Consider the following 16,636-nt stretch of genomic DNA (forward strand, 5'->3'; position numbering starts at 1 on the left):
CGGCGTGTGGCGCAATACGGTGCAAATGGAGCGCCGCAGCCCGAGCGTGGGCGTCGCTTAACCTCTTTTTTTCATGACTATGCTTCCCCAATCACTTTCCGCGCCGCTCCCAACGGCTATCGCCCAGAAGAAGCTCTCGGGCCTCGACCGGGGGCTGACGCTCTGGATTTTTCTGGCCATGGCCCTGGGAGTAGGCCTGGGCTATTTCGTGCCCGGCATCAACGACGCCGTAAGTTACTTTTCGGTGGGCACGGTGAACGTGCCGCTGGCCCTGGGCCTGATTCTGATGATGTACCCGCCGCTGGCTAAGGTCAAGTACGAGCAACTGCCCACGGTCTTTAAAAACACGCGCATTATCGGGCTGTCGCTGGTGCTGAACTGGCTAGTGGGGCCGCTGCTCATGTTTTTCCTGGCTATCTGGCTGCTGCCCGACAAGCCCGAGTACATGATGGGGCTGATTCTCATTGGCATTGCCCGCTGCATTGCGATGGTACTCGTCTGGAACGACCTGGCCGACGGCAGCCGCGAGTACGCGGCCGGCCTGGTGGCCCTCAATTCTATCTTTCAGGTGCTGTTTTACGCCGTGCTGGCCTGGCTCTTTATCACGGTCCTACCCCCGCACTTCGGCCTGAGAGGCTACGCCGTGAACATCAGCATGGGTGACATTGCCCCGAGCGTGCTGATTTACCTGGGCATCCCCTTCGCGGCCGGGTTTCTCTCGCGCCTAGTGCTGCGCCGTCTCAAAGGCAACGAGTGGTATGAGCGGGTGTATATCCCGGCCATTAGCCCAATTACCTTGGTTGCCTTGCTATTAACCATCGTGGTCATGTTCAGCTTGAAAGGCGAAACCATCGTGCGGATTCCCCTCGACGTGCTGCGCATTGCCCTTCCGCTGGCCCTCTATTTCGGTATTATGTTCGTGCTCAGCTTCGCGGCCGGCAAGTACCTGGGGGCTGACTACGCTGAAAACGCCAGCATCGCCTTCACGGCCACCGGCAACAATTTTGAGTTGGCCATTGCCGTAGCCATTGGGGTCTTTGGGTTGAACTCAGGGCAAGCCTTTGCCGGCGTCATCGGTCCGTTGATTGAGGTGCCAGCCCTGATTGCCCTAGTAAACGTCGCCTTCTGGTTCCGCCGCCGCTGGTACACTAGCCAGTAGCTTCAACGCGCCGGGGCCCGACAGCAGAAGTTTACGCTTCCTGTCGGGCCCCATAGTATCTGCGTTTTAGACGCCACCAGCTACGGAACAGCCAAATAATCAGGTTTGGCCTTGGTCTTTATGGTCGTAGATGCCGGTAGGTTCAAGTCAAAGCCCCGCCGCATGACTTCCAGTAGTACGGCCGTCCGCGTAACTAATAAGTGACGCAGGCGGCCACGGCTACTCTTCACTTCCTCGGTGATGATGCCCGCCAGCTTTTTCTCCTGGGCCGGGTCGCGCAGCAGGTAGTTGCAGGTATCCCACACGCCGCCGCCGCTGACGCCTTCCAGTTCCGGGGTTTTGTGAGGGTTGGGGTTGGTAGCGGACACTACCAGGCCCGTAGCGTTGAGCACGAGGTGGGCAGCGCGTTGCAGACTTTTGCTAGCAAGGTTGAAGTCGGTTGCCTCCGGCGCTTGCAGAAAATAGGGCTTCGGATGCACCCCGCCGCCGTAGACCCTAGTCTTGGTGGCCGGATAGCCCACCAGCAGGTAGTTGCCGGTAAGGCTTTCCAGCTTCAGGGTCAGGTCATCCAGCGTCAGGAATCGGTAGGCCTGCTGCAACTCCGCTATTTGCGGCGCGTCGCTCAGCTCCAGCACGGCTAGGTCATTGACGATGGTGCTTGTGGAGCACCACCGGCCAGCCAGTTTCATTTCGTAGCCACCCAGCACCACGTAGGTGTTGGCGGTAGCACCCTTCATGACGTGGGCGGCCGTGGCCACGAAGTAGCGGCTCTCAACAGTCAGCAGCACGCCGCTGCCGAGCGCCTCAAACTGGTCGTCGGCGTTGTACCAGTAGAACTGGATGGTTGATTGCAGTATCGCATCGGTAGCGATACCAAGTCTTTGGGCTTTCTCTTGTAAAAGCCCCAGCATTTTTGGCGTAGTTGCCATAGGTAAAAGGGGTAAAAAATAAAGTTATTGATTGGGGCACCAAGAATCAGGTCCTGATAACCCCGCTCACCAATGAATACGAAATCCACCCCACCGCTTGGAAAAAGGCTAAAATTTATTTTCGAAGCCCTGCGGCATTATCAGGCAGTTACCAGCGACATGCTTATAAAATCACGTCACATACTTGCATAATTTTGCACTAAGTACTCACCCGACGCTTGGCGGCTGCCTCAGCAAAACGCCCTAGGGCACTCACGGAGGCCTTTTTACTCCTGCATCTCCATAAGCCTGACCTAGCTGCCGGAACCCTTTTGCGGCTTCGCGGGTAAGGAAGCAGCCCATTTCCTCTCGGGAGAAAACCTAATTTTGCGGCTGCTTAGCGCCCGTTATGTTCCGTAGCCTGTACCCTTTCCGCCGTTTGCTGGCGACGAGCTTCCTGCTCGTCTTCGTCAACGTGTTCGTGGGGCAGTGCTGGTGCGCGACGGTAAATCTTACCTTGCTGGCACCGCCGATGGCGGCCATGCGCCACCACGAAGCCCAGAAGCCGGCGCACCCCGGCTGCCACGGGCACGGCGCGGTAGCCGAGCACCAGGTCAAGCACGATGGCCACCCGGCCAAGTCGCCCCGCAGCCACGACTGCTGCAAGGATAAGTCGGCTTCGCTGCTGTCCTCGCTGACCACGCCCGCTCAGAAGCACCTGCTTATCCCTGCCCCGGCTGTGCTGCCGGCGGCAATCGAGTTTCATTTTCGGCCCCTGGCTGGCAAGTGGGACCGCACGGCTACCGTTGTCCTGGTTTCGCCCCGGCAGCTCAAGCCCAAAATACCTGACATCCGCATTTTCATCCAGTCGCTGACTGTCTGATTCTTCCGACGCGCTAAGGCTCGCGCCGGCATAGCTATGCTATGTCCGGGGCGGGCCTTTTCGTTTGCTCGTCCGCGTGGCTAGGCCGCGCCCCCTCCCCCCATTTTCCTGGTTTTTCCTCCTCCGCAATGAAGAGTTGCTGTCAGGAGGCCGGCGCGCTGCCCCCCCGTGGGCCGGGCCGCCGCTGGCTGTCCTACCTGCTCTACGCCGGGCTGGCTGCCGCGCTGGGCTTCGTGCTCTGGCAGCAGTGGCAGGCGTAGGCCCCAACGGCCTTTTCGGCCCCGCATTTCCCATCCCATACCCGTTTTCATGCATCGCATTCTTGTTCCGCTGCTGGCCGCTGCCAGCATTTTCGCCGTTGCCGGCTGCTCCTCGGATTCGTCCAGCAGCAGCGCCACCAACACCGTTACCACGCCCACCGGCACCGCGCCCGACAGCACCGCTGCCCACGCCGGGGGCCACACCTACGCCTGCCCCATGCACCCAGAGGTGACCAGTACCAAGCCCGGCGAGAAGTGCCCCAAGTGCGGCATGGAGCTAGTCCACAACGACCAGGTAAGCAATGGCAAAAGCTACCAGATGAAGTTCGAGCCCCAGCCTATGCAGCTGGTGGCCGGCCAGCCGGCGACGCTCACCTACACCCCGCAGGAACTCGGCAATGAAAAGGCTCCGGTACCGCTGGCCGTGGTGCACGAGAAGAAAATCCACCTCATCATCGTCCGCAAGGACCTCTCGGTGTTCGACCACGAGCACCCCGAGTTCACGGCCGCTGGCAACTACAAGGCCGCCTTCACTTTCCCCAAGGGCGGCGACTACGTGCTGTTTCAGGACTACACGCCCGCTGGCAGCGGCCACCAGCTCGGCCGCCAGGTGGTGAGCGTGCAGGGCCCCAAGTACACACCCGTCAAGTTCAGCAAAGACCAGATGCAGTGGCGCCAGGATGGCTACCAGGCCACCCTCTCCTTTGACAAGGCGCTGAAAGTCGGGCAGCTGCTGGGCATGAAAATCAGCCTTAGCAAGAACGGCCAGCCCGTGACGGACCTCGACAAGTACCTAGGGGCGCTGGGCCACGTCGTGGTCATCAGCGAGGACACCGAGCGCTACCTGCACGTGCACCCCAACGACCAAGCCGACAAGGGCCCCGTCATCGGCTTCAATACCAACTTCGAAAAGCCCGGCCTCTACCGCGTGTTCCTGCAATTCAACCACGGCGGGCAGATTCACACCAGCGACTTCACCATTAACGTGCAGGCCTAACCGGCATCGTCACCCCCCCCCTTTTTTACCACCACCTCTTACCCAAACCCCATGAACAAGTCCGCTTTTTTCCTCGCCGCCCTGTGCTCGGGCACCCTGCTGCTAGGCAGCTGCAACGCCGATAAATCAGCTGATAACACGGCTACCGAAACGAGTTCGGCCAAGGCCGATACCACTGCTGCCGCTGGCGATATGGCCGGCATGGACCACTCCAAAATGGCGGATGGCGCGGCCGGCACCTCCCCCCTGATGGCGTCTATGAACGACATGATGGCCAAGATGAACGCCATGAAGATGAAGGGCAACACCGACCACGACTTTGCCCACATGATGCTGGAGCACCACAAGGGGGCGGTGGCCATGGCCGACATCGAGCTGCGCGACGGCAAGGATGCCACCATGCGCCAGATGGCCGAAAAAATCAAGGCCGACCAGCAGAAGGAAATCGGCGAGCTGGAGCCCATCGCCGAGCGCCTGGACTCGGCCCCGACCAACTACAAGCCCCAGGACCCGGCCGACCCTTTCACTGCCCAGATGAAGGCCTCGATGGATGGCATGATGAAAAACATGCCCCAGCTGGTGGCCGACCCGGACATGAACTTCAATATGATGATGACGGTGCACCACCAGAGCGCCGTGGACATGGCCAAAGCGGAGCTGGCCCACGGCAAGGATACCAAGCTCAAGGAGATGGCCAAAATGATGATTGATGCCCAGCAGCAGGAAATCCAGCAGTTCAAGGACTGGCACGCCAAGAACGAGGGCAAAATGAAGACGACCGCCGCCGCCTACGTGTGCCCGATGAACGACGGGGGCCAGGGCGACGCGCCCGGCAAATGCCCGAAGTGCGGCATGGACCTGAAAAAGGCTTAATCCTGCTCCTACCCCCTCTAGCTCAGCCCTTCCCAATGCTTCGCACCTTCCTCGCCGCGCTGGCCCTGCTGGCCGCCGCGCCTCTTGCCCACGCCCAGCACGCTGAGATGGCGGCGGGTGAAACCCACGCCCACGTCGCCCCCCACGGCGGCGTGGTGCGCTCGGCCAGCCCCTACCACCTCGAACTGGTCGCCCAGCCCACCGAGCTGGCTTTCTACCTGCTTGGAGCCAAGATGAGCGCCGTGCCCAACAAGGGCATGAGTGGCTCGGTGCTGGTGCAGCTGACTACCAACGCGACCGTAACCGTGCCGCTCGCCCCGGCCGGTGAGGACCACCTCACGGCCAAGCTGCCCGCCGGGGCCAAGGTGCGCACGGCCATCGTGACGCTGAACACGGCCGACGGCAAAGCCCTGACCGTGCGCTTCGACAAACTGGACGAGGCCCATCCCCACAAGACGGTGGGCGCAGCCTTCGCCTGCCCCATGCACCCGGCAGTAGCCGCCACCGAGCCCGGCAAATGCCCGCAGTGCGGCATGGCGCTGGTCAAGAAATCCTAGCTGCTGGTGGTCCGCGTTCGGGCCGCCCCTGTGTACCGCTCCCCTCCGCTGGCCGCTGCCGGCGGAGGGGACAAGCGGCCTAACCAATGCCTATGAATCACCTTCCCATTTTCCATCGCCTGCCCGGGCTCTTGCTGCTGCTGTTGCTGGCGGCCGGGCCGGCGGGCGCGCAGCAGGTCGTGGTGCGCCTGGATAGCGCCGAGCAGCAGGCCCTGCGCCGGCACCCGCGCCTGCGCCAGTCGGCGCAGGAAATCGCGGAGCAGCGCGCCCTGAAGCGCGGCAGCTTTTCGCCCACCAACCCAGACTTTCTGTTTTCCGCGCCCACGGGCGAGCGGTGGGCGCCGGGCGTGGTGCAAACCATCGACTTCCCCACCGTGTACCGCCGGCAGGCGCAGGCCGCGCAGGCCGGCATCACCCTGGCCGAGCGGGGCCTCGACGTGAACCGGGCCACCGTGCGCCGCGATGTGCGCCAGGCCTTTTTGAGCCTGCAATTTGCGGAAGCGCAGGTGCGGCAGCTCACCTACCAGGACAGCTTGTTTCAGACGCTGCAAGTGGCTACCGACCGCCTGTTTAAGGCCGGCGAGGTAACGGCCTTGCAGCGGGTGAGCACCGAGGCCGAAGCCCGGCAGGTGCGCAACCAGCTCGACCAGGCCGTGGTAGACCAGCGCTCGGCCCAGCGGCGGCTGGGGCTCTTAGTAGGAGCGCCCGAGGCCAACCTGACGGCCGACACCGACCTGCGCCAGACTGGCCCCGAGCTGGCCCGCGCTGGTGCGGAGCTGCTGGGCACGCTGCCCACCCAGGACAGCGCCGCCGTGGCCCTGAGCCCCACCCTGGCCTACTACGGCCAGAGCGTGGCCCTGAGCCAGTCGGGCATTAGCCTGGTGCGCGCCCGGCGCACCCCGGCCCTGACGGTAGGCTACCAGAACCAGGCTTACGGCGACTCGCCCACCCGGTACCGCTTCCAGTTTGGCGCGTCGATACCCATCTGGTTCTGGACCTACCGCGCCCAGCTGCAAGCGGCCACGGCGCGCAGCAAGGCCGCCCAGGCCCAGCTGCAAGTGCAGCGCCTCGACCTGGGCACCCAGTACCAGCAGGCCCTGGCCGACACGCGCAAGTTTGCCGCCTCGCTCACCTACTACGAGCAGACGGGCCTTCCCCAGTCGCGGGCCATTATCAGCCAGTCGCAGCGCCTGTTCAAGGCCGGTGAAATCAGCTACCTGGTGCTGATTCAGAGCCTCAACCAGGCCTTTACCATTCAGAATACCTACCTGACGACCATCCGCGACTACCGTCAGGCCATCGTGGCACTTAACTACCTGCGGGGACAATAATGAAGAACCTTCTCCTGCTTTTGCTGGCCCTGCTGCTGGCCACCGGAGCCCGCGCCCACGGCGGCGAAGACCACGGCGACGCGGCCAAGCCCTCGGCCGGGGCGGTAGCTACCACGTTTTCGGTGGCCGCGCTCTCCGAGAGCTTTGAGCTGCTGCTGCGCTTCGAGCCCCTGACCAAGGGCAAAGACGCGGACATGCGCCTTTTTATCTCGGACTACGCTACTAACGCGCCCATCAAGGGGGCTAAGCTGACCGTGACCTGCCCGGAAGCGGCCGACCTGAAGTTTGCCGTCAGCGAAAAGTCGCCGGGGGCCTACCTGGTCGAGGGCGTGTTTCCGGCCAATAAGAAATACAGCCTGGCCGTGAACATCGTGGCCGGCGACAAGGCCGATTTGATGCTGCTCTCGGGCATCGAAGTCGGCAAGCTGCTGCCCGTGGCGGCGGCCCCGGCCGCCTCGGCTCCCGCCCTCATCAGCTCCTGGAAAACCGTGCTGCTCCTCTTCGGAGCCTTCGCGCTGGGCATCGCCGCCACCGCTTTGGTTATGCGCCGCCGTCGCCCAGTAGCGGCCGTCCCCACTTCAACGCCCGCTGTTTATGAAAACCACGCATAAGTTTCTCGCCGCCACGGCCGCCCTCAGCCTATCCTTTTCCGTGCTGCTGCCCCCGCCCGCCGCGCTGTGGGCCCACGGCGGCGAAGACCACGGCGGAGCCGCACCGGCTTCGACCGGTGTGGCCCTGACCGATGCCGTAGCTCTGCCCAAGGAAAGCCAGTTCCTGTTTGGGGTGCGCACGGCCCTGGCCGGCTACTCCGACACCTACAACCGCCTCACGCTCTACGGTACCGTATCGGCGGCGGCGGGCGGTGAGGGCCGGGTAGTAGTGCCCCAGACCGGGCGCATCGTGAGTCTGGCGGCCAAAGTGGGCCAAGTGGTGCGCGCCGGGCAGGCCCTGGCCGTCATCGACCAGACGCTCGACGCCACCCAGCAGATTGGCCTCAGCACCGAGCGGGCCAACGCCCAGGCCGAGCTGCGCGCCGCCCAGCAGGACTACGCCCGCCTGCAAACCATCGCCGACATCGCCGCCCGCAAGGACGTAGTGGCCGCCGAGCTGCGCCTACGCCAGGCCCGTCAGAACGCCGGCATTCTCAACGGGCAGGCCCGCACCCGCCGCGTCACGATTACCTCGCCCATCAGCGGCACGGTGGACGTGTTTACCCTCGCCGTGGGCCAGCAGGTGAGCCAGGGCGACGAGCTATTCCGGGTGCTCAACCCCGGCAAGCTGCGGGTCGAAGCCCAGGTGTTCGCCCAGGATTTGGACAAGATTCCGGCCGGGGCCCAGTTTCAGGTCGAAGGCCTGCAGGGGCAGACCGGCAGCGCCCCGGCCCGGCTGGTGGTATTCAGCAACGTGGTGAACCCGGTGAACCAGGCCCGCCAATTAGTACTTGAACTCGACAACACGGGCACCAACCTGTTCCGCGCCGGTCAGGCCGTGAACGTGCAGGTGCTGGGCCGCAGCGGCGGCAAGAAGCAGCTGGTCATTCCTACCTCGGCCCTGACCGATTTGAATGGCAAGCCGGTGGTCTTCGTGCACACCGACCCCGAAACCTTTAAAATCCACTACGTGCAGCCGGGTTCGGCCAACGGCGAGCAGACGGTGCTGCTGGGTGGCGACGTGAACGAGAACGACCGGGTGGTGAGCGTGGGCACCTACCAGCTCAAATCCATCTACCTCAACCAATAGCGGATGCTCGATAAAATCATTCGTTTTGCCCTGCAAAACCGCCTGCTCATGCTGGCCTTTGCCGTGGGCCTGCTCATCGCCGGCACCTACACGGCGCGCCAGCTGCCCGTGGACGTGCTGCCCGACCTGGACCGACCCCGCGTGACCGTGTTCCTGGAGGCCGCCGGCATGGCCCCCGAAGAAGTGGAAGCCCTGGTGACGCTGCCCGTGGAAACGGCCCTGAACGGGGCCACCGGCGTGGCGGCCGTGCGCTCCAACTCGGCCATCGGCCTGGGCATGGTATTCGTGGAGTTCGACTACGGTACCGACATCTTCACCGCCCGCCAGATTGTGGCCGAAAAGCTGCAAACCGTCAGCGGGCAGCTGCCCACCGGCATCACGCCCGTGCTGGGGCCAATTTCCTCGGTCATGGGCCAGATAATGCTGGTGGGCCTCTCGGGGGGCAGCCAGACCAACGCGGCCGACCTGCGCACGCTGGCCAATTACACCGTGCGCCAGCGCCTGCTCAGCATTCCCGGCGTGGCGCAGGTCATTCCCATCGGCGGTGATAACCTACAGTACCAGGTGCTGCTGGACATGCCCCGGCTGAACGCCACGGGCCTGACGGTGACGCAGGTAGAGGAGGCGCTGCGCCGCTCCAACCTCAACACCACCGGCAACTTCTTCGACCGCAACGGCTCGGAGGTACTCATTCGCAACCTGGGCCGCCTGCGCTCGGTGGCTGACATCGAGAACATCATCGTCGGCTACCGCGAGGGCTCGCCCATCAGCGTCAAGCAGGTAGCCAACGTGGCCTTCGGGGCCCGCTTCAAGCGCGGCGACGGTAGCGTAAACGGCAAGCCCGCCGTCATTCTGAGCATCGAAAAGCAGCCCGGCACCGCCACCGTGGGCCTGACCCAGGCCGTGGAAAAAGCACTGGTCGAGTTGAAGCCCTCGCTGCCCAAGGATGTGCAGGTGAACACCCGCCTGTTCAAGCAGGCCGACTTCATCGAGTCGTCGATTACCAACGTCGAAGAGGCCCTGCGCGACGGGGCCATCCTGGTGGTCATCGTGCTGTTTGCCTTTCTGCTGAACGTGCGTACCACCTTTATTTCGCTGGTGGCCATCCCACTATCGCTACTGGTCACGGCGCTGGTGTTCCGCTTCGCGGGCATTTCCATCAATACTATGACCCTAGGGGGGCTAGCCATCGCCATCGGCGAGCTGGTCGATGACGCCATTGTGGACGTGGAAAACGTGTTCCGACGACTGCGTGAAAATCAGCACTCCCCGAACCCTAAGCCAGCCTTGCAGGTGATTTACGCCGCCTCTTCGGAAGTGCGCAACTCGATTGTGTACGCCACGATTATTGTCGTGCTGGTCTTTCTGCCGCTGTTCGCGCTCGAAGGCATGGAGGGGCGCATTTTCGCGCCGCTGGGCATCGCCTACATCACCAGCATCGTGGCCTCGCTGTTCGTGTCGCTCACCGTGACGCCGGTACTGTGCTACTACCTGCTGCCCAAGATGAAGCAGATTCGGGCCGCCGAGCAGGAGGGTGGCCTCGTGCGCTGGCTCAAGCGCAAGGACACGGGCCTGCTCAACTGGGGCCTGACCCACCCGAAAGTAGTGCTCACGGTCACCGGGCTGCTGTTTGCGCTGGCGGCCTCGCTGGTGCCCTTCTTCGGCACTGAGTTTCTGCCGCCCTTCAACGAGGGCTCGCTCACGGTCAATTTCTCAGCCCCGGCCGGCACCTCGCTCACCGAGTCCAATAAGCTGAGCACCCTGGGAGAGGAGCAGATTTTGCAGCTGCCGGAAGTGGCCTACACGGCCCGCCGCACCGGCCGCGCCGAGCTGGACGAGCACGCTGAGTCGGTGAACAACTCCGAAATCGAGGTGGCCTTCAAAACGGAGGCTGAGTTGAAACAAGTGGGAAAAAAGATGCGCAGCCGGGAGGAAATCCTCTCCGACCTGCGCCAGCGCCTGGCCCTGATTACGGGCGTTAACGTCAATATCGGCCAGCCCATCAGCCACCGCCTCGACCACCTGCTGAGCGGCGTGCGGGCGCAGGTAGCGATTAAAGTATTTGGTAACGATTTGCTGGAATTGCGCCGCTACGCCAACGAAATCCGCACGGCCGCCGGCGCGGTGCCTGGTGTAGTAGACCTGCAGGTCGAAAAGCAGGTCCAGATTCCGCAGCTGCTGGTGCGTCCCCGCGACGCCGCCCTGCGGGCCTACGGTCTGGAGCGCGGCCAGGTGGTGGCCACGCTGGAAACGCTGTTTCAGGGCGACGTGGTGTCGCAGATGCTCGACGGCCAGAAGCGCTTCGACCTCATCGTAAAGCTGCCCGAAGCCCAGCGCAACGACATCGCCACCATCGCCCAGACCCGCATCGAAACGCCCTCGGGGGCCCTGATTCCGGTAAGTCAGGTCGCTGACGTGAGCTACGAGCCCGGCCCAAACACCGTCAACCACGAAAACACCCAGCGCCGCATTACCATCTCGATGAACGTGGCCGGGCGCGACCTGGGCAGTACGGTGAAGGAAGTACAGGCCCGCATCAACCAGCAGGTGAAGCTGCCGGCGGGCTACTACTTGACCTACGGCGGGCAGTTCGAAAGCCAGCAGTCGGCCTCGCAGAAGATACTTTGGCTGAGCCTATTCTCGCTGGCCGGCATCTTCCTGGTGCTGTACGCGCACTTCAAGTCGGGGCTGCTGGTGGGCCAGATTATGCTCAACATTCCGCTGGCCCTCATCGGCTCGGTGGTGGCGGTCCTGCTCACGGGCGGCACGTTCAGCATTGCCTCGCTGGTGGGCTTCATCACGCTCACCGGCATTGCCTCGCGCAACGGCATCATGATGATTTCGCACTACATTCACTTAGTAGAGCACGAAGGGGAGCAGTTCAGCAAGGAAATGATTATCCGGGGCTCGCTCGAACGGCTGGTGCCGGTGCTGATGACGGCCCTGGTGGCGGCCCTAGCCCTGGTGCCGCTCACGCTGGCCAAAGACGCGCCGGGCAAGGAAATCCTCTACCCGGTGGCCACCGTCATCCTCGGCGGCCTGCTCAGCTCCACTTTCCTCGACATCGTGGTGACGCCGGTCGTGTTCTGGCTTTTCGGCGCTAGGGCCCTGGCCCAGTACCAGCGCGGCCACCACGAGGTCAGCCTCGAGGCCCACCCGCCGGAGCTGGATGCCCAGCCCCTGACGCCGCCCGCCGACCTGAGCCCAGTAGGCCGGACTTATTAAGCTATTAGCCAACCCTTCACGCTCACTACTATGTCCACGTCGAATGCGCAGCAGCACTGGGAAACGGTGTATGCCACTAAACAGCCCGACCAGGTTAGCTGGACCCAACCCGTGCCGGCTACCTCGTTGGAATTCATTCACTCGTTCCCACTTGACAAGCAGGCCCGGATTATTGACGTGGGCGGTGGCGACAGTTGCTTGGTGGACTTTTTAGTAGCGGAGGGCTACCAGAATATTACCGTGCTGGACATCTCAGCCACGGCCCTGGCCAAAGCGCGCCGACGCCTAGGGGCCCGCGCCCAGCAGGTAACGTGGGTGGTATCGGATGTGCTGGCCTTTACCCCCAGCGTGCCGTTCGATGTGTGGCACGACCGGGCGACGTTCCATTTTCTGACGACGGCCGACCAAATCGCCCGTTACCTCTCCCTGGCTCAGGCGGCTATCCGGCCGAATGGCTACCTGACCATTGGCACTTTCTCGACGGCGGGCCCCACGAAGTGCAGCGGCCTGGAGGTGCACCAATACGACGAGCAGGAGCTGGCAGCGACGCTAGCACGCGGATTTACGAAAATCCGATGCCGGACCGAGGACCATGTTACGCCTTTTGAAACGACCCAAAACTTCCTTTTCTGCTCCTTCCGGCGGCTTGTATCGCGCCTGGCAGCTTAGCCCATCCGATACTATGCGGCTTCCCTTATCCACCCTTCCTGAAGATGCCGGCTGTGTGCTCTACATCAAGCACATGGTCTGCGCGCGGGGTATTCGGGTAGTACGGCGGGAGCTGGAAAGCCTGGGGCTGCAGGTAGTGGAGGTGCGGCTGGGCGCCGCAATGGTTATGGGCCCAGCCGAGCAGCTCGACTGGGCCCGCATTCGCCAGGCGCTGGCCACGGCTGGCTTTGCCCTGCTGGAAAGCCCCACGCAGGCGCTGGTTGACCGGGTGAAGCTGGCCGTGGCCCAGCTGCTGCGGCAATCCGGCAACACGCTGCGGCACCGCGAGTTCATTCCCGCCCTGGCCCTGGAAATAGGCCTCAGCCGCCGCCGCCTGCATACGGCCTTTGCCCAGCTGCCCGGCCACGAAAGCCTCCTCAGCTACATCACCTGCCAACGGCTGGCCTATGCCCAGGAATTGCTGGCGACTTCCCGGCTCGACATCGGGCGCATAGCCCGGCAGCTGGGCTACGGCAGCCTGGCGCACTTTTCCGGGCAGTTCCGGCGGTTTGCGCAGTGTGCTCCGTCAGCCTACCGCCAGCAGGTGGCAGTCGGCCTCCAGCCCGAAACCGAAGCCCCAGCGCTAAATGATGCAAGCCTTGAGGCAATTGATATAAAACCAGGCCAAGCACGGCGGGTATAAGCAAGAATAGCTGCGGCTTACCCTGCTCCACTTTAACGTTTTTACTCATGCACGCTCAAAACCAATCTCTCCTCGACGCCCTCAACGCTTGCATTGCCGCCTGCGAGCACTGCGCTACCGCTTGCCTGCAGGAAGACGATGTAAAGATGATGGCCCGCTGTATCAGCCTCGACCGTGACTGCGCCGACGTGTGCGCCCTGACGGCCCGGCTAGTGGCCCGCGGTTCGGAGCACGCTGCTCATTTGCTGCGCGAGTGCGCCGAAGTGTGCAAGGCCTGCGGCGACGAGTGCGCCCAGCACACCCACATGCCGCACTGCCAGGCGTGCGCCGAAGCCTGCCGCCGCTGCGAAGAAGCCTGCCGCCAGGGGCTGCAAGCGGCCTAGGCTGGTGATAGTGGCGAACGGCCGCCGGAAATCATGCAAGCCAGGAGCGCAATTCTACACCCTTTGAGGGCCACTTTGGCCACCGCTTTGCGTGTTGTATTGCCATGGGCCCGGTTCGGGTACCCTCACCCCACTTCGTCATGAAAACCCTGCGCTTCACCACCAATATCAATTGCGGCGGCTGCCTCAAGGCCGTTACGCCGGCTCTTAACCAGCAGGTCGGAACCGGCAACTGGCAGGTCGATACGGCTAACCCCAGTAAGATTCTAACCATTACCTCGGCTACGCTCACGCCAGAGGAAGTAGTGCACGCCGTCGAGCAGGCCGGTTTCCGGATTCAAGCTGCGTAAGCTTGGCACCTAGTTCATTACCGCGCCCGGCAGCATTTTGCCGGGCGCTTTTATTTCCAGCACCGATGAAGAAAAGCAGCTATACCACCTTTTTCCTGATGCTGGCCGCCTCCTTCGTGGTCATGCACGTCATCACGTACCTGAACACCTACGAGTGGGACCATATCTACCCCAGTATCAACCGCTTCTACATGACCACACTCATGGTGTCGGCAATGGGGCTGCTAATGCTGGGCTTTATGCGGCACATGTACCTGGAACCGGGCAAAAATCGGCTCATTGCCGCTGGCTGCGTGGCCGTATTCCTGGGTACGCTGGCCCTGCTGCGCAGTCAAGCGCTGGTCAATGACACGCGCTTTATGGAATCCATGATTCCGCACCATTCCATTGCCATCCTGGTCAGTAAGCGCGCTACCATCCAAGACCCCGAAGTACGTACGCTGGCCGACAGCATCATCAGCGCCCAGCAACGCGAAATTGGCCAAATGAAGCGTATGTTGGCCCGGTTAAAGCACAAGCAGTAGCATCGTGCAGGTAAGCCCCCAATAACATCGAAGCAGTCGGGCCGGAACCCGTCGAGCTACCAGGCCCAGGCCATGGAGAAGAGATGAACAGCTCCCCGTACACGGCGTAGGTTTTGCCAAACGAGGTGGGCTGCCAGGTAGCCACGCCGCCTATCACCGAGCGCCAGCCCGCCGTTTGAGGGGGCTAGCTACTGATTACAGACGATGAGTCGCCGAGAAGTAGAGCGAGCGATTTGTAATGTTTTGCAGTAAAAAAACTTTACACCTTTGCTATCTTTACCGGCCGCGACCAATGCCAGAGCCAACCAGACCGACAACTGCCCGCCAGAAGATGCTCAACCGCTTGCAACAGCTTGCGCCGGGCTCGCTCGTGCGCTATAGTGACTTTGCCGGCCTGGGTATTGCGCCGGGCACCGTCGCCGTGAATCTGAGCCGGCTGCGCCAGCAAGGGGTGGTGCAACAGGTTACTAAGGGTACCTATCGCCTACCCCTGCAAAGCCGGTTCGGACCGGTGCCGGTTTCCGAGCAGCAGGTGCTGCAAGTACTCCTGCAAGCGTCCAACAAGAAACTACGGGGCTACCCGACCGGGGTAGCCGCCTTTAATCGATTGGGCTTGACTACGCAGGTGACCCAGGAAATCGAAATCGCTACTTCCCGGCCGGGCCGACCCAAAAAAGTCGGGAACGTGCGCGTGCGCTTTGTGCAGAGTCGGGGCGAGGTGAAGCTGGAGGAAGTGACGCTGCGCCAGCTGCTCGACGCCCTGCGGCAGCTCAAACGCCTACCCGACACCTCGCCGGCGACGGCCCTGCCACGCCTGCGCGAGCAGGTAAACCAGCTGCCCCCAGCTGACAAAACCAAGGTGGTTCGCCTGGCGCAGGGCTATAACCCCGCCACTCGAGCCATACTGGGCGCGCTGCTGGAAGGGCTGGGCGAAAACAAGCTGGCCACCAAGCTAAAAGCTGGTTTAAATCCCCTAACCTCCTACAAGCTTGGCCTGTCTGAGCAGGTATTACCTAACCGTGCGCCATGGCGAATCCAATGACCCTGCATACCCAAGAGCAGGACTTTCGCAACCTGATTACCATTACCGCGACGGCGCGGGGCATGCGGCAAAGCTTTATTGAGAAAGACTACTGGGTGACGTGGGTGCTGCGCAACCTTGCCGATTCGACCGTTGCCGAGCAGGTCGTGTTCAAGGGCGGCACGTCGCTTTCCAAGGCCTATGGGCTAATCGAGCGGTTCTCGGAAGACGTAGATTTGGCCGTCATCCTACAGGAGCAGCAACGTGACGGCGCGTTGAAAAAGCTCATCCGAGAAATTCATAAAACCGCAGCCGGCGACCTGCCGGAAGTGGAGCTAGCCGGCTTGACCAGCAAACGCGGCCACAACCGGCTGGTGTATCACCAGTATCCGCACCTGTTCACCGACCCGGTGCCGACCACTACGGAGCACATCTTGCTGGAGATAACGGCCTTCGGCGAGCCCGAGCCGCACAGCAAGCGCCCGCTGCTATCTTACCTGGGGCAGTACCTGCTCGACCAGGGGCAACCGGAAGCCGTGCGGGAATACGGCCTGGAAGCATTCGATTTCAACGTACTAAGCCTCGCGCGCACGTTTGCCGAGAAAATAATGGCCCTGGTGCGAGTTTCCTACGAAACAGACCCGGTCGCGGCGGCCGGCCGCAAGGTGCGCCACCTCTACGACTTGCAGCAGCTGGCCAGCCACCCCGAGATAGTAGCCCTGCTAGCTGGCCCCGGCCTGGCCCAGCAGCTGGCGGCCGTACAGCGCGACGATGCGCGAGCCGGCGTCATTGGCCCCACCCGGGAATGGAAAACCCAACCCCTGACAGCCTGCTGGGCCTACACCGAGCAGGCGGCGAACCTACGCCAGCTTCAACAGCCTTACGAGCGGGATTTACCGGGGCTGCTGCACAGTCAACTTCCCGCCTTTGACCAGATGCTGCTCACCATGCGGCGGATAGCTCAGCTGCTGCGCAGCTACGACGGGCTATAAGCTGTCGCAAAACAAACCCAGCGCCTTTTACAGCTCGGGCCACCTGCGCATCAGCCACCGGCACCGGCACGGCCAGCAGATT

Annotated in this window: 18 protein-coding genes; 17 read left to right on the forward strand and 1 reads right to left on the reverse strand. The window is 62.7% G+C overall.

The annotated features are described in order from the left end of the window. The first annotated feature begins 73 nt into the window (after nt 1-73). Nucleotides 74-1,159, forward strand: coding sequence for an ACR3 family arsenite efflux transporter (arsB, locus tag GO988_RS22035; protein WP_317164951.1), 1,086 nt, complete (start codon nt 74-76; stop codon nt 1,157-1,159). 80 nt (nt 1,160-1,239) lie between these two features. Here arsB and GO988_RS22040 read toward each other — a convergent pair whose 3' ends face one another. After that, the gene (locus GO988_RS22040) at nt 1,240-2,088 is read right to left on the reverse strand and encodes a hypothetical protein (protein ID WP_157569732.1); all 849 of its coding nucleotides are present in this window, start codon (nt 2,086-2,088) and stop codon (nt 1,240-1,242) included. 388 nt (nt 2,089-2,476) lie between these two features. Here GO988_RS22040 and GO988_RS22045 point away from each other — a divergent pair, with 388 nt between their 5' ends. From GO988_RS22045 to GO988_RS22115, 16 genes are all read left to right on the forward strand, one after another. After that, nucleotides 2,477-2,950 (forward strand): hypothetical protein, encoded by a 474-nt coding sequence (locus GO988_RS22045; protein WP_157569733.1) that lies wholly within the window; start codon nt 2,477-2,479, stop codon nt 2,948-2,950. A 128-nt stretch (nt 2,951-3,078) separates the two neighbouring features. Next, nucleotides 3,079-3,210 carry a hypothetical protein gene (locus tag GO988_RS24515; protein ID WP_262885720.1) on the forward strand — a complete coding sequence of 44 codons (132 nt, stop codon included), beginning with the start codon at nt 3,079-3,081 and terminating at the stop codon, nt 3,208-3,210. A 49-nt stretch (nt 3,211-3,259) separates the two neighbouring features. Beyond that, nucleotides 3,260-4,207, forward strand: a complete 948-nt coding sequence (locus tag GO988_RS22050; protein WP_157569736.1) for a heavy metal-binding domain-containing protein — start codon at nt 3,260-3,262, stop codon at nt 4,205-4,207. Nucleotides 4,208-4,258: 51 nt separating this feature from the next. Next, nucleotides 4,259-5,080, forward strand: coding sequence for a DUF305 domain-containing protein (locus GO988_RS22055; RefSeq protein WP_157569738.1), 822 nt, complete (start codon nt 4,259-4,261; stop codon nt 5,078-5,080). A 35-nt stretch (nt 5,081-5,115) separates the two neighbouring features. Then, a complete protein-coding gene (locus GO988_RS22060) occupies nt 5,116-5,637 on the forward strand; it encodes a heavy metal-binding domain-containing protein (RefSeq protein ID WP_157569740.1) in 522 nt (173 codons plus the stop codon). 92 nt (nt 5,638-5,729) lie between these two features. Continuing rightward, nucleotides 5,730-6,968, forward strand: coding sequence for a TolC family protein (locus GO988_RS22065; RefSeq protein ID WP_198172996.1), 1,239 nt, complete (start codon nt 5,730-5,732; stop codon nt 6,966-6,968). Then, the gene (locus tag GO988_RS22070; RefSeq protein ID WP_144853255.1) at nt 6,968-7,579 is read left to right on the forward strand and encodes a hypothetical protein; all 612 of its coding nucleotides are present in this window, start codon (nt 6,968-6,970) and stop codon (nt 7,577-7,579) included. Before GO988_RS22065 ends, GO988_RS22070 begins: the two co-directional genes overlap by 1 nt. Continuing rightward, on the forward strand, nt 7,563-8,708 hold the full coding sequence (locus GO988_RS22075) for an efflux RND transporter periplasmic adaptor subunit (protein ID WP_144853253.1): 1,146 nt from the start codon (nt 7,563-7,565) through the stop codon (nt 8,706-8,708). The genes GO988_RS22070 and GO988_RS22075 overlap by 17 nt, the downstream gene beginning before the upstream one ends. Nucleotides 8,709-8,711: 3 nt before the next feature. Continuing rightward, on the forward strand, nt 8,712-11,933 hold the full coding sequence (locus tag GO988_RS22080; protein WP_157569744.1) for an efflux RND transporter permease subunit: 3,222 nt from the start codon (nt 8,712-8,714) through the stop codon (nt 11,931-11,933). Nucleotides 11,934-11,963: 30 nt separating this feature from the next. After that, entirely contained in the window at nt 11,964-12,602 is a 639-nt protein-coding gene (locus GO988_RS22085; protein ID WP_157569745.1) for a class I SAM-dependent methyltransferase, read from the forward strand. Between the two features lie 13 nt (nt 12,603-12,615). Beyond that, nucleotides 12,616-13,284 (forward strand): helix-turn-helix transcriptional regulator, encoded by a 669-nt coding sequence (locus GO988_RS22090; RefSeq protein ID WP_198172997.1) that lies wholly within the window; start codon nt 12,616-12,618, stop codon nt 13,282-13,284. 47 nt (nt 13,285-13,331) lie between these two features. After that, complete coding sequence (locus GO988_RS22095) at nt 13,332-13,667, forward strand: four-helix bundle copper-binding protein (protein ID WP_144853244.1); 336 nt, start codon at nt 13,332-13,334, stop codon at nt 13,665-13,667. A gap of 140 nt (nt 13,668-13,807) precedes the next feature. Further along, complete coding sequence (locus GO988_RS22100; RefSeq protein WP_144853242.1) at nt 13,808-14,017, forward strand: heavy-metal-associated domain-containing protein; 210 nt, start codon at nt 13,808-13,810, stop codon at nt 14,015-14,017. Nucleotides 14,018-14,082: 65 nt separating this feature from the next. Continuing rightward, nucleotides 14,083-14,541 carry a DUF305 domain-containing protein gene (locus tag GO988_RS22105; protein ID WP_144853241.1) on the forward strand — a complete coding sequence of 153 codons (459 nt, stop codon included), beginning with the start codon at nt 14,083-14,085 and terminating at the stop codon, nt 14,539-14,541. A 292-nt stretch (nt 14,542-14,833) separates the two neighbouring features. Continuing rightward, the gene (locus GO988_RS22110; RefSeq protein ID WP_198172998.1) at nt 14,834-15,583 is read left to right on the forward strand and encodes a type IV toxin-antitoxin system AbiEi family antitoxin domain-containing protein; all 750 of its coding nucleotides are present in this window, start codon (nt 14,834-14,836) and stop codon (nt 15,581-15,583) included. Then, nucleotides 15,568-16,554, forward strand: coding sequence for a nucleotidyl transferase AbiEii/AbiGii toxin family protein (locus GO988_RS22115; protein WP_157569747.1), 987 nt, complete (start codon nt 15,568-15,570; stop codon nt 16,552-16,554). Before GO988_RS22110 ends, GO988_RS22115 begins: the two co-directional genes overlap by 16 nt. The last annotated feature ends 82 nt before the right edge of the window (nt 16,555-16,636 follow it).

The organism is Hymenobacter ginkgonis (assembly GCF_009755225.1).
Classification (GTDB): domain Bacteria; phylum Bacteroidota; class Bacteroidia; order Cytophagales; family Hymenobacteraceae; genus Hymenobacter; species Hymenobacter ginkgonis.